This window comes from Hyphomonas sp. (genome assembly GCF_965284475.1).
Lineage (GTDB): Bacteria > Pseudomonadota > Alphaproteobacteria > Caulobacterales > Hyphomonadaceae > Hyphomonas.
In genome coordinates this window covers 2,758,891-2,772,371 of sequence record NZ_OZ260087.1, presented here as the reverse complement: position 1 = coordinate 2,772,371, position 13,481 = coordinate 2,758,891, and the positions used below count along the sequence as shown (strand labels likewise).

The following is a 13,481-nucleotide window of genomic DNA, read 5'->3' as shown; positions in this document are numbered from 1 at the left end:
TTTGGAAGCGGCCTTTGTCTTTGGGTTGCTGTTTCCAGCTTACTTCTTGATGGCCGAGACGACGCCGGCGCCGACGGTGCGGCCGCCTTCACGGATGGCGAAGCGCAGGCCCTGGTCCATGGCGATCGGCTGGATCAGCTCGACATCCATTTTCACGTTATCGCCTGGCAGAACCATTTCCTTGTCGGCCGGCAGCGTCACAACACCCGTCACGTCGGTCGTGCGGAAGTAGAACTGCGGACGATAGTTGGTGAAGAATGGCGTGTGACGGCCACCCTCTTCCTTCGTCAGGATGTAGGCTTCGGCTTCGAACGTCGTGTGCGGCGTGATCGAACCTGGCTTGCAGAGAACCTGGCCGCGCTCGACGCCTTCACGGTCAACACCGCGAAGCAGCGCGCCAATATTGTCGCCAGCCTGGCCCTGGTCGAGCAGCTTGCGGAACATTTCAACGCCGGTACAGGTCGTCTTAACCGTCGGGCGGATGCCGACAATCTCGATTTCCTCACCCACCTTGATGATGCCCTGCTCGACACGCCCGGTCACAACCGTGCCACGGCCAGAAATCGAGAACACGTCTTCGACCGGCATCAGGAACGGCTTGTCCAGCGGACGCTCTGGCGTCGGGATATAGTCATCCACAGCCTGCATCAGCTCAAGCACCTTGTCCTTGCCGATCGCATCATCACGGCCTTCGACAGCCGCCAGCGCGGAACCCGCGATGATCGGAATGTCGTCGCCAGGGAAGTCGTACGAGGACAGAAGTTCACGCACTTCCATCTCGACCAGTTCCAGAAGCTCGGCATCATCAACCTGGTCAACCTTGTTCAGAAAGACAACCATGGCCGGCACGCCAACCTGCTTGGCCAGCAGGATGTGCTCGCGCGTCTGCGGCATCGGGCCGTCAGCTGCGTTCACAACCAGGATCGCGCCGTCCATCTGGGCCGCACCGGTGATCATGTTCTTCACATAGTCAGCGTGGCCCGGGCAGTCGACATGCGCATAGTGACGGTTCTCCGTCTCGTATTCAACGTGCGCCGTGTTGATCGTGATGCCACGCGCCTTCTCTTCCGGCGCAGAGTCAATATCAGCATACGATTTGGCTTCGCCACCCGATGCCGCCGCAAGCGTCATCGAAATCGCCGCCGTCAGCGTCGTCTTGCCATGGTCAACGTGTCCAATCGTGCCGATGTTCACGTGCGGCTTGTTGCGTTCAAACTTTGCCTTGCCCATCGGGCCTCTCCTTCATTCTAACTTCAATAGACCGGTTCTCCGGTCGGGATGGATCAGGAGCCTGCGACTTCCTGGATGATTTTCTGCGCTTCGGCACGCGGCACTTCGTCATAGTGATCGAAGATCATCGTGAACTGAGCGCGTCCTTGCGACATGCCGCGAAGGTTCGAAACGTAACCGAACATGTTGACCAGCGGAACGAAGGCATTGATCGCCACCGCGTTGCCGCGTGGTTCCGAGCCCTGGATCTGTCCGCGCCGGGAGTTAAGGTCGCCAATCACATCGCCCATATAGTCTTCCGGGGTGACAACTTCCACCTTCATGATCGGTTCCATCAGGCGCGGGTCGCCCTTGCCCTTCAGTTCGCGGAATGCGCCGCGGGCGGCAATTTCAAAAGCGAGGACCGAGGAGTCAACGTCGTGGAAAGCACCGTCAACCAGCACGGCCTTGAAATCAGTCACAGGATAGCCAGCCAGAAGACCGTTTTCCTTGGCCATGTTCAGGCCCTTTTCCACACCGGGGATGTATTCCTTCGGAACAGCGCCACCGACGATCGAGCTTTCGAACTGGAAGCCTGAACCGGCTTCAAGCGGTTCAAACTGCAGTTTGATACGCGCGAACTGGCCGGTACCACCGGATTGCTTCTTGTGTGTGTAGTCGATCTCGGCTGCACGGCCGATTTTCTCACGATAGGCCACCATCGGCTGACCGATATTGGCCTCCACCTTGAACTCGCGCTTCAGGCGGTCGATCAGGATGTCGAGGTGAAGCTCGCCCATGCCCTTCATGATCGTCTGGCCGGATTCAAAATCTGTCTCGACGCGGAAAGACGGGTCTTCTGCAGCGAGGCGCTGCAGGCCGACCGACATTTTTTCCTGGTCAGCCTTCGACTTCGGCTCAACCGCGATTTCAATCACCGGATCCGGGAAGCTCATCGTCTCAAGGACGACCGGCTTGTTCGGATCACAGACCGTGTCACCGGTCGTCGTTTCTTTCAGACCGGCGAGCGCAACGATATCGCCTGCGAAGGCTTCGGTGATCTCGTCCTGCTTGTTCGAGTGCATCATGACCATCCGGCCGACGCGCTCACGCTTGCCCTTGGTCGAGTTCAGGAACGAGTCGCCCTTCGACAGCGTACCCGAATAGATGCGCGTAAAAGTCAGCGTGCCCATGTAAGGGTCGTTCATGATCTTGAACGCGAGTCCCGAGAATGGCTGGCTGTCATCGGCGCGGCGCTCGATGTTGCGGGTTTCTTCCTCATCACCTGGCGTAAAGCCCATGTAGGCCGGCACGTCGAGCGGGCCTGGCAGGTAATCGATAACGGCGTTCAACATGGGCTGCACGCCCTTGTTTTTGAACGCGGAGCCACAAAGAACCGGCACGAAGGACATCGAAAGAGTCCCCTTGCGGATCAGTTTGCGCAGGGTCGGGATGTCGGGTTCGTTACCTTCAAGGAAGGCTTCCATGGCATCATCGTCTTGCTCAACGGCAAGCTCGACCAGCTCGGCACGCATTTTCTCTGCCTGCTCTTTCAGGCTGTCGCGGATCGGCTTGAGCACCCAGGAAGCGCCGAGGTCGTCGCCTTCCCAAACCCATTCCTGCATCGTAACAAGGTCAACGTGGCCGGCCAGATCCGTTTCCGAACCGATCGGGAACTGGATCGGTGCAGGCGTTGCGCCCGTGCGGTCCTTGATCATGCGAACGCAATTGTAGAAATCGGCGCCGATCTTGTCCATTTTGTTGACGAACACGATGCGTGGAACCTTGTAGCGGTCAGCCTGGCGCCAAACGGTTTCCGTTTGCGGCTCGACACCGGCGTTTGCGTCGAGAACGCAGACTGCGCCGTCGAGAACGGCCAGCGAGCGCTCAACTTCAATCGTGAAGTCAACGTGCCCGGGCGTGTCGATGATGTTGAAACGGTACTTGTCCGACAGCGGAGTCGTGCCGTCTTCGGTGCGTTCCCAGAACGTGGTCGTCGCAGCAGACGTGATCGTGATGCCGCGCTCTTGCTCCTGCTCCATCCAGTCCATGGTCGCGGCGCCGTCATGGACTTCGCCGATCTTGTGGGACTTGCCGGTGTAGTAGAGGATACGCTCGGTCGTCGTGGTCTTGCCAGCATCAATGTGAGCCATGATGCCAAAGTTACGATAGCGCTCCAGCGTGTATTCGCGGGCCATGTGAGTAAACCTTCGTGTCTGCGTTCCGGGAGGAAAATACGGCAACTGACGGGCGCGTTACCCGTAATTGCCTGAAAATTCCAGAGTGATTACCAGCGGTAGTGCGCGAACGCCTTGTTGGCGTCGGCCATGCGGTGGGTGTCTTCGCGTTTCTTGACGGCGTTGCCACGCCCCTGGCTCGCATCCATCAGCTCGCCTGCAAGACGCTCACGCATCGTGTTTTCGTTCCGGCCTGCAGCCGCGGCTGAAAGCCAGCGGATGGCAAGCGCCTGGCGACGCTCGGTGCGAACTTCGACCGGCACCTGGTATGTTGCACCGCCAACGCGGCGCGAACGCACTTCCACGGATGGCGCGACGGCCTCAAGCGCGGCGTGAAAAACCTCGACCGGATTTTTCTTCGCGCGAGTTTCGACGAGATCGAACGCACCATAGACGATGCGCTCTGCAACCGACTTTTTACCATCGCGCATGATCTGGTTCATGAACTTCGTGACAACGATGTCCTTGAATTTCGGGTCCGCGAGGACCTGGCGCTTTTCTGCACTGTGACGACGAGACATGTAGCGGCCCTCTTATTTCGGTTTCTTCGCGCCGTAATGCGAACGGCGCTGTTTGCGGTTCTTGACGGGCTGGGTGTCCAGCGCGCCGCGAATGATGTGGTAACGAACGCCCGGAAGGTCTTTCACGCGGCCGCCGCGGATAAGCACAACGGAGTGCTCCTGCAGGTTATGGCCTTCGCCCGGAATGTAGCACAGCGACTCGAACCCGGAGGTGAGACGCACTTTTGCCACTTTGCGGAGCGCCGAGTTCGGCTTCTTCGGTGTTGTTGTATAAACGCGCGTACAAACGCCACGGCGCTGAGGACAGGCCTTCAGAGCGGGGGTCTTGGTACGCGTCGGCTTTGGCGAACGCGGATTGCGGATTAGCTGTTGAATTGTGGGCATTCGGGCCTTCTGTCTCTTCTGAACTCATGGCCCGATGGGCCGATAACGAAATGATGTCCCGAATGCTGCAAACAGCTTCCGGGACGGCTGAAAACTTGGGGGCCAGATTGGCCGGCTCACTCCTGATCCGGTGCGGTGATTGAGTAAAACCCAAGCACCTCTCTGACGATTTGTGGCGTGTAAGCCTCTCAGGCGCTTGCGTCAAGGGTCGCTTGCCGCTCAGCCGCAGCAATCTTTGGGCCTTCGGGTCACCGCTAGAACGGCAAACCGATCCTGGAAACGCAGGACGCTGCCTCTGGGCCCGCTGTGCCTGCTTCCAGCCGACTTCGAAATTCCAGAAGCTCAGCAGGAACTGGCGCTTCAAGCTCCGCGGTCCGGGCGAAGTCAGCGGATCGCAGCACGTTCCGGCAATCGGCAATTACCCAGCTTTCCATCGATAACCAAGCGATCAGGCCGATAGCCACGAATGCACAAACAGCGCCGATCAGGTCATTTCGCGCCATCTTAGACTCCATGCGTCAAAACAAGAAAGCCTGCCAAGGCTGGCAGGCTTTCTCTTCTGGTTCAAGTCCAATCCGGGCCGGACTATTCGTCGGCAGGCTCCGCAGCCGGTGCCGGCAGCGCGGCCATGGCCAGGTTTGCCGCCTCTTCCTGCGCCTTCGCCATGGCGGCGGCACGTTTTGCCTTGAGCTTGTTGTCGCGCTCGGCAGCTACACGGCGGAACTGACGGATACCACCGCCGGTACCAGCCGGGATCAACCGTCCAACAATGACGTTCTCCTTGAGTCCGTCCAGCGTATCGATCTTGCCCTGAATGGCCGCCTCGGTGAGCACGCGTGTCGTCTCCTGGAACGATGCAGCCGAGATGAAGCTGCGCGTCTGGAGCGACGCCTTGGTGATGCCGAGAAGGAGCGGATTCGCCGTCGCTTCGCGCTGGTCTTTCTTGCGCGATTTGCGGACGGTTTCGTTCGCATCTTCAAAGTCGATCAGGTCAATGTGCTCGCCCACGATGAATGGCGTATCGCCACCATCGACGATTTCGACCTTCTGGAGCATCTGGCGAACGATCACTTCGATATGCTTGTCGTTGATCGGCACGCCCTGCAGGCGATAGACTTTCTGCACTTCGTCGATGAGGTAGTTAGCCAGCGCTTCAACGCCGAGTGTCGACAGGATGTCCTGCGGCGCCGGGTTACCGTCCATCAGGTATTCACCACGCTTGATGAAGTCACCATCCTGAACGGCAAGGTGCTTGCCCTTGGGAACGAGGTAATCGATCTGGTCGCGGCCTTCCTCAATCGGAACGATCGAGACGCGGCGCTTGTTCTTGTAGTCACGACCGTAGAGTACCTTGCCATCGACTTCTGCGATGATGGCATGGTCCTTCGGACGGCGCGCTTCGAACAGTTCAGCCACGCGCGGCAGACCGCCCGTGATGTCCCGTGTTTTCGCACCACCGGTCGCAACACGCGCAAGTGTATCGCCAGCTTCGATCTTGTCACCATCGGCCACAGAAAGGATGGCGCCGACTGACAGAAGGTAGACTGCGTCGGAGCCGTTCGGCAGTTTCACGGGCTTGCCGTTCTTGTCGACGACCTGAACGGACGGCTTGATGTCTGCCGACTTCGAAGCCGAACGCCAGTCGATCACCACACGCGACGAGATGCCGGTGGCTTCGTCGGTCTCTTCGCGCGCCGAGACTCCGTCGATCACGTCGACCAGTTTGGCCTCGCCGGCTACTTCCGAAACGATTGGCTGGGCAAACGGATCCCAGTCAGCCAGTAACATGCCCGGCGTGACCTTTGCCTTATCCTTGACCATGGGCCGCGTTCCATAGGCAGGGCGGAACGACTGACGGGTACGGCCATCGGCATCGACGATCTCGACCTGCATACGCCGGCCGACGACCACAATGCTCTTGTCCTTGCGCGTCACGAATTCCGCATCGGTAAACCGCACGGTGCCTTCGAAGCTCGCTTCGACGGATGATTGGTCTGCCACCTGCGCTGCGCCACCAATGTGGAATGTACGCATGGTCAGCTGGGTACCCGGCTCACCAATCGACTGGGCTGCGATGACGCCAACCGCTTCGCCGCGGTTGACCACGGTGCCACGCGCCAGATCGCGTCCGTAACACTGGACACAGATGCCGTTGCGCGCTTCGCATGTCAGGGCCGAGCGCGCCTTGACCACATCAACGCCCGACTGCTCAATCAACTCGGCAAGGTCTTCGTCAACATAGGTGTTGGCAGGCGCGACAAGCGCGCCGTCGGCACCCTTGACGTCTTCAGCCGTGACACGACCGAGCAGACGCTCGGCAATCGAAACGACCACGTCTGCGCCTTCCATGACGGCACTGATATCGATGCCTTTTTCCGTACCGCAATCATCTTCGTTGATGATGCAGTCCTGGGCGACATCGACAAGACGACGGGTCAGGTAACCGGAGTTGGCGGTTTTCAGGGCGGTATCGGCGAGGCCTTTACGTGCGCCGTGGGTCGAGTTGAAGTATTCAAGAACGGTCAGGCCTTCCTTGAAGTTCGAGATGATCGGCGTTTCGATGATCTCGCCCGACGGCTTGGCCATCAGGCCGCGCATACCGGCCAGCTGCTTCATCTGGTTCTTCGAGCCGCGCGCACCAGAATCGGCCATCATGTAGATCGAGTTGACCTGTGCCTTCCGGTCGCCTTTGGCAACCTGGGCTTCAGCAGCCGAATCCATCATGGCGTCGGCAACCTTGTCGGTGCAGGTTGACCATGCGTCCACGACCTTGTTGTATTTTTCGCCGCGGGTGATGAGGCCGTCAGCATACTGGCGTTCGTATTCGGACACCTGCTCCTTCGTGGCCTCAACAAGCCGCTTCTTGGCGGCCGGAATGACCATGTCATCCTTGCCAAACGAGATGCCGGCCTTGGCCGCTTCCTTGAAGCCTAGTTCCATCATCTTGTCACAGAAGATCACCGTCGCCTTCTGGCCGCACAGACGATAGACTTCGTCGATGATCTTGCCGATCGCCTTCTTGGTCAGCGTCGTGTTGACCATGTCGGGCTGGATGCCCTTCATGCGCGGCAGGATGTTCGCCACCATGTAGCGACCAGGTGTGGTTTCGATGACCCGGCGCCATGGGCTGCCCTCGTCATCAACGCCTTCATACATCGCTTTCACTTTCGAGTGTAGCGAGACGAAGCCATTGTCGAGCGCCTGCTCCATTTCAGCAAGGTCGGAAAAGATCATGCCATTGCCGACTTCTTCAGCCCGATCCAGCGACAGGTAGTAGAGACCCAGGATGATGTCCTGTGACGGCACGATGATTGGCTTGCCGTTGGCGGGCGAGAGGATGTTGTTGGTCGACATCATCAGTACACGGCATTCCAGCTGGGCTTCAAGGCTCAGCGGCACGTGGACAGCCATCTGGTCGCCATCGAAGTCTGCGTTGAACGCGGCGCAGACGAGCGGGTGAAGCTGGATCGCCTTGCCTTCAATCAGTTTCGGTTCGAAGGCTTGGATACCAAGGCGGTGCAGCGTCGGCGCACGGTTGAGCAGGATCGGGTGCTCGCGGATCACCTCATCAAGGATGTCCCACACTTCCGGCTTTTCTTTCTCAACCAGTTTCTTGGCCGCCTTGACCGTCCCTGCCAGGCCTTTCGCGTCGAGACGCGCATAGATGAACGGCTTGAACAGTTCGAGGGCCATCTTCTTGGGAAGACCGCACTCGTGCAGTTTCAGGTTCGGCCCCACCACGATGACCGAACGGCCGGAATAGTCGACCCGCTTGCCCAGAAGGTTCTGGCGGAATCGGCCCTGCTTTCCCTTCAGCATGTCGGAGATCGACTTCAGCGGACGCTTGTTGGTGCCCGTGATCGTCCGGCCACGACGGCCGTTGTCGAACAGGGCGTCGACCGATTCCTGCAGCATCCGCTTTTCGTTGCGGATGATGATGTCGGGTGCACGAAGTTCCATCAGGCGCTTCAGGCGATTGTTCCGGTTGATGACGCGGCGATAGAGATCGTTGAGATCCGATGTCGCAAACCGGCCGCCATCCAGCGGCACAAGCGGGCGCAGATCCGGCGGGATAACCGGCACGACCGTAAGGATCATCCACTCGGGCTTGGCACGCGACTGAAGGAAGGATTCAACAACCTTCAGGCGCTTTGACGCCTTCTTGGTTTTCAGTTCAGACGTGGAATCGCGCAAGTCGTCGCGCAGCGTATCAGCCAGCGTTGGCAGATCGAGATTGCGCAGGATTTCACGGATGGCTTCCGCGCCGATCATGGCCGTGAACGCGTCTTCACCCAGACGGTCCTGCGCATCCATGTATTCTTCTTCTGTCAGAAGCTGCTTGGGCTCAAGCTCGGTCAGGCCGGGCTCGATGACCACATAGCTTTCGAAATAGAGCACCCGCTCCACGTCTTTCAGCGCCATGTCGACAAGTGTCGAAATCCGGGAAGGAAGCGACTTCAGGAACCAGATGTGCGCAACCGGGGCCGCAAGATCGATATGGCCCATGCGCTCGCGCCGGACGCGCGCCAGAGTCACTTCGACACCACACTTCTCACAGACAATGCCGCGATACTTGATGCGCTTGTACTTGCCGCAAAGGCACTCATAGTCCTTCACGGGGCCAAAGATACGTGCACAAAAGAGGCCATCGCGCTCCGGCTTGAAAGTCCGGTAGTTGATGGTCTCGGGTTTCTTGATCTCGCCGGATGACCACGAACGGATCTTTTCCGGGCTCGCGATCGAAATGCGGATCGCCTCGAAAGTCGGGGCGGGAGTATTCGGGTTGAAAATGCTGGCGACGTCCTGGCGCATGGGTGTCTGCTCCTTGGGTGGGCGATGTTGTCGGGGCCATGGGCCCCTGCCCTCGTGAAATTTCGTGTCGACCGTGACGCCCCGGCAAAACGATTCTCGTTTCGCGGGGCGCCCCGTATTTCGCGTACTATCTACTCGGCTGGGACTGTGGACTCTTCGTCCTCGATCTCGCCATTGTCTTCTTCGATCAGCTCCACATTGAGGCCGAGCGAGCGCATTTCCTTGATCAGCACGTTGAAGCTCTCAGGAATACCGGCTTCGAACGAGTCGTCGCCGCGCACGATGGATTCGTAAATCTTCGCACGCCCCGCCGTGTCATCCGACTTGACGGTCAGCATTTCCTGCAACGTGTACGCGGCGCCATAGGCTTCCAGTGCCCACACTTCCATCTCACCGAAGCGCTGGCCGCCGAACTGCGCCTTGCCGCCCAGCGGCTGCTGGGTAACGAGCGAGTAGGGCCCGGTCGAACGCGCGTGGATTTTCTCGTCCACAAGGTGGTGCAGTTTGAGCAGGTACTTGTAGCCCACGGTAACAGGCCGCGAGAACTGAACACCGGTGCGTCCGTCAAACATCTTGACCTGACCCGACGTGTCGAGACCGGCACGCTCCAGAAGATCGTTTATGTCGCTCTCCCGCGCGCCGTCAAAGACCGGCGTCGCAATCGGCACACCATTGCGCAGGTTACCGGCAAGTTCGATGATCTCGTCATCGGTTTCCGGCATTTCCTGTTCCTTGCCATAGGCCGTTGTCAGCGCCTTCCGCAGCGCTTTCATGTCGTGCTTCTGGTGGAACTCCTCCAGCGCCTGGTCGATGATGCGGCCGAGACCGCGGCAGGCCCAGCCGGTGTGTGTTTCGAGGATCTGCCCGACGTTCATGCGCGATGGCACGCCCAGCGGGTTCAGAACGATATCGACCGGCGTACCGTCTTCAAGGAACGGCATGTCTTCGCTCGGGTTAATTTTCGAAATCACACCCTTGTTGCCGTGACGGCCAGCCATCTTGTCACCCGGCTGAAGCTTGCGCTTCACAGCGAGGAAGACCTTCACGACTTTCATCACGCCCGGAGGCAGGTCGTCGCCGCGCTGGACCTTGTCCACCTTGTCATTGAAGCGGGCTTCAAGTTCATGGATGGAGCCGTCGAACTGGGCGCGCAGGGCGTCGAGTTCGGCCTGCGCCTTCTCGGACTTCAGCGCGATATCCCACCACTGGCTCTCGCTCAGTTCTTCGAGCGCTGCCGCCGCAATGCGGCCCGCCTTGAAGCCTTTCGGCCCCGCGACGGCTTCCTTGCCCGTCAGCAGCTCCGCAAGCCGCGCGTAGGTGTTACGCTCGAGGATCGACTGTTCGTCTTCCTTGTCTTCCTGCAGCTGTTCGATTTGCTCCCGTTCGATCTGAAGGGCGCGCTGGTCCTTGTCGATGCCGTGGCGGTTGAAGATGCGGACATCCACAACGGTGCCGGCGTCGCCTGGCGGCACACGCAGCGAAGTATCGCGAACGTCAGACGCCTTTTCACCGAAGATGGCGCGGAGGAGTTTTTCTTCCGGCGTCATCGGGCTTTCGCCCTTTGGCGTAACCTTGCCGACGAGGATGTCGCCCGCCTTCACTTCGGCGCCGACAGCCACGATACCGGCTTCGTCGAGGTTGCGCAGGGCTTCCTCGCCGACGTTCGGAATGTCGCGGGTAATCTCTTCAGGGCCGAGCTTCGTATCACGCGCGGCGATTTCGAACTCTTCGATGTGGATCGACGTGAACACGTCATCCTTCACGATACGTTCGGAGATCAGGATCGAGTCCTCGAAGTTGTAACCATTCCACGGCATGAACGCGACGAGCACGTTCCGGCCGAGCGCCAGTTCACCCAGGTCAGTCGACGGGCCGTCTGCGATGATGTCATTCTTCGAGACCGTATCGCCCACTTTGACGATCGGGCGCTGGTTGATGCAGCTGTTCTGGTTCGACCGGCGGAACTTGGCGAGACGATAGATGTCTACGCCCGACTTCGAACCTTCAAGGTCTTCCGTTGCACGCACCACGATGCGAAGCGCATCGACCTGCTCCACGACACCGGCCCGGCGGGCGATGATCGCGGCGCGGCTGTCACGCGCAACAATGGCTTCCATGCCGGTGCCCACGAATGGCGCCTCGGACTGAACCAGGGGCACGGCCTGACGTTGCATGTTTGAGCCCATCAGGGCGCGGTTGGCGTCGTCATTTTCGAGGAACGGAATGAGCGAGGCCGCCACCGACACAACCTGTTTCGGCGAGACGTCCATGTACTGGATATCGTCTTTCGAAACCATGGTCGCTTCACCAGCGACACGTGCGTTGACGAATTCGTTCTGCAGCTCGCCCTTGTCGTTCACCGACGCATTGGCCTGGGCGATCGAATAGATCGACTCTTCCATGGCCGACAGATAGACGACCTCGGCTGTCTGCTTGCCGTTCACAACCTTGCGGTATGGGCTCTCGATGAAACCGTACTTGTTGATGCGCGCATGCGTGGCGAGCGAGTTGATCAGACCGATGTTCGGGCCTTCCGGCGTCTCGATCGGGCAGATCCGGCCATAGTGGGTCGGGTGCACGTCGCGCACTTCGAAGCCGGCGCGCTCGCGTGTCAGGCCGCCCGGACCAAGGGCCGAAAGGCGGCGCTTGTGGGTAATCTCCGACAGCGGGTTAGTCTGGTCCATGAACTGCGACAGCTGCGAGGAGCCGAAGAATTCACGCACCGAAGCCACAACCGGCTTCGCATTGATCAGGTCGTGCGGCATGACCGTGTCGATATCGACCGAGCCCATGCGTTCCTTGATCGCGCGCTCCATGCGCACGAGACCGATGCGATAATTGTTTTCCATCAGCTCACCGACCGAACGGACACGGCGGTTGCCAAGGTTGTCGATGTCGTCGACGTCGCCTTTACCGTCCTTCAGGTCGAGGATGACCTTCATGACGCCAATGATGTCGTCATTGCGCAGCACGCGCATGTCGTCGGCAGCGGATTCATAGCCTTTGACGGCCACGCTGAGGCGCATGTTCATCTTCACCCGGCCAACGGCCGAGAGATCATAGCGCTCAGGATCGAAGAAGAGCTGGCCGAACAGAGCGTCAGCGGCTTCCTGCGTTGGCGGCTCGCCCGGGCGCATGACGCGGTAGATGTCCGACAGGGCCTCGAAACGCGTTTCGTTCTTGTCGGCCTTCAGCGTGTTGCGCAGCCAGGGGCCACGTCCGGACGCATCAATGTCGAGAACTTCGATCGTCTTGATGCCATAGTCGCGCATCTCGGCGATGATTTCCTCTTCCAGCATGTCGCCGGCTTCACCGAAGATTTCGCCGGTTTCCATGTTCACGACATCGCGTGCCAGGAACTTGCCGACCAGGGCTTCGGACGGCACGAGGATCTCGTCCGTGCCGGCTTCAGCGATGCGCTTGGCTTTCAGTGCAGTGATCTTCTTGCCCGCCTCGGCCACGGCCTTCTTCGACTTCGCGTCGATCAGGTCGAATTCCGGCTTGAGGCCTTTCCAGGCTTCCGAACGGAAACCGGTAATCCAGCCATTCTTCTCCATGCGATAGATGGAGTGCGTATAGAACAGGTCGAGGATCTGCTCGGTATCATAGCCTAGCGCGTAGAGCATCGTGGTCGCCGGCAGCTTGCGCTTGCGGTCGATACGGATGTTCAGGATGTCTTTCGCGTCGAACTCGAAATCTAACCACGAGCCGCGGTAAGGGATAATGCGGGCGGCGAACAACAGCTTGCCCGACGTGTGGGTCTTGCCCTTGTCGTGATCAAAGAACACGCCCGGCGAACGGTGCATCTGGGATACGATCACACGCTCGGTGCCGTTCACGACGAACGTACCCTTGTCAGTCATCAGCGGAATGTCGCCCAGGTAGCATTCCTGCTCTTTGACTTCCTTGACGGAACGGGCGCCGGTATCTTCGTCAATATCGAACACGACGAGCTGGAGGCGCACCTTGAGCGGAGCCTGATAGGTCAGGTCGCGCTGCATGCACTCTTCAACGTCGAACTTCGGCGTTTCGAACTCATAGTTTACATACTCGAGCGTCGCGCGCTCGGAAAAATCAGTAATCGGGAATACCGACTTAAAAACGCCTCCGAGCCCATCGTCCGTGCGCTTCTCGCGCGGCGTGTGCATCTGAAGGAAGCTCTCGTAAGAATCGCGTTGAACCTCGATCAGGTTCGGCATTTCGATGGCTTCGGGAATGCGCCCGAAGGACTTGCGGATACGTTTCTTTTCCGTGAAGGAGAGTGCCATCCCAGGTTCCCAATTTTGTCTGTCCGGGCCACATGGCCACAGACCTTATC

General features: G+C 59.3%; 7 protein-coding genes. All 7 read right to left on the bottom strand.

Features of this window, described 5'->3' with window-relative positions:
- Positions 1 to 39: 39 nt before the first annotated feature.
- Positions 40 to 1,230, bottom strand: a complete 1,191-nt coding sequence (gene tuf / locus ACQ66M_RS13340; RefSeq protein ID WP_430401255.1) for an elongation factor Tu — start codon at positions 1,228 to 1,230, stop codon at positions 40 to 42.
- Between the two features lie 53 nt (positions 1,231 to 1,283).
- The gene (fusA, locus tag ACQ66M_RS13335) at positions 1,284 to 3,407 is read right to left on the bottom strand and encodes an elongation factor G (protein ID WP_350171347.1); all 2,124 of its coding nucleotides are present in this window, start codon (positions 3,405 to 3,407) and stop codon (positions 1,284 to 1,286) included.
- An 89-nt stretch (positions 3,408 to 3,496) separates the two neighbouring features.
- Positions 3,497 to 3,967: a 30S ribosomal protein S7 gene (gene rpsG, locus ACQ66M_RS13330; RefSeq protein ID WP_034740664.1), complete on the bottom strand. Its 471-nt coding sequence runs from the start codon at positions 3,965 to 3,967 to the stop codon at positions 3,497 to 3,499.
- 12 nt (positions 3,968 to 3,979) lie between these two features.
- Positions 3,980 to 4,351: a 30S ribosomal protein S12 gene (gene rpsL, locus ACQ66M_RS13325; RefSeq protein ID WP_034740661.1), complete on the bottom strand. Its 372-nt coding sequence runs from the start codon at positions 4,349 to 4,351 to the stop codon at positions 3,980 to 3,982.
- Between the two features lie 254 nt (positions 4,352 to 4,605).
- A complete protein-coding gene (locus ACQ66M_RS13320; protein ID WP_430404460.1) occupies positions 4,606 to 4,854 on the bottom strand; it encodes a hypothetical protein in 249 nt (82 codons plus the stop codon).
- An 82-nt stretch (positions 4,855 to 4,936) separates the two neighbouring features.
- A complete protein-coding gene (rpoC, locus tag ACQ66M_RS13315) occupies positions 4,937 to 9,163 on the bottom strand; it encodes a DNA-directed RNA polymerase subunit beta' (RefSeq protein ID WP_430404459.1) in 4,227 nt (1,408 codons plus the stop codon).
- A gap of 131 nt (positions 9,164 to 9,294) precedes the next feature.
- A complete protein-coding gene (gene rpoB / locus ACQ66M_RS13310) occupies positions 9,295 to 13,431 on the bottom strand; it encodes a DNA-directed RNA polymerase subunit beta (RefSeq protein ID WP_350171350.1) in 4,137 nt (1,378 codons plus the stop codon).
- Between the last annotated feature and the right edge of the window lie 50 nt (positions 13,432 to 13,481).

Excerpts from the sequence above, each read along its gene's own strand:
- tuf (WP_430401255.1), bottom strand. The coding sequence starts at position 1,230 with ATGGGCAAGGCAAAGTTTGAACGCAACAAGCCGCACGTGAACATCGGC.
- fusA (WP_350171347.1), bottom strand. The coding sequence starts at position 3,407 with ATGGCCCGCGAATACACGCTGGAGCGCTATCGTAACTTTGGCATCATG.
- rpsG (WP_034740664.1), bottom strand. The coding sequence starts at position 3,967 with ATGTCTCGTCGTCACAGTGCAGAAAAGCGCCAGGTCCTCGCGGACCCG.
- rpsL (WP_034740661.1), bottom strand. The coding sequence starts at position 4,351 with ATGCCCACAATTCAACAGCTAATCCGCAATCCGCGTTCGCCAAAGCCG.
- ACQ66M_RS13320 (WP_430404460.1), bottom strand. The coding sequence starts at position 4,854 with ATGGCGCGAAATGACCTGATCGGCGCTGTTTGTGCATTCGTGGCTATC.
- rpoC (WP_430404459.1), bottom strand. The coding sequence starts at position 9,163 with ATGCGCCAGGACGTCGCCAGCATTTTCAACCCGAATACTCCCGCCCCG.
- rpoB (WP_350171350.1), bottom strand. The coding sequence starts at position 13,431 with ATGGCACTCTCCTTCACGGAAAAGAAACGTATCCGCAAGTCCTTCGGG.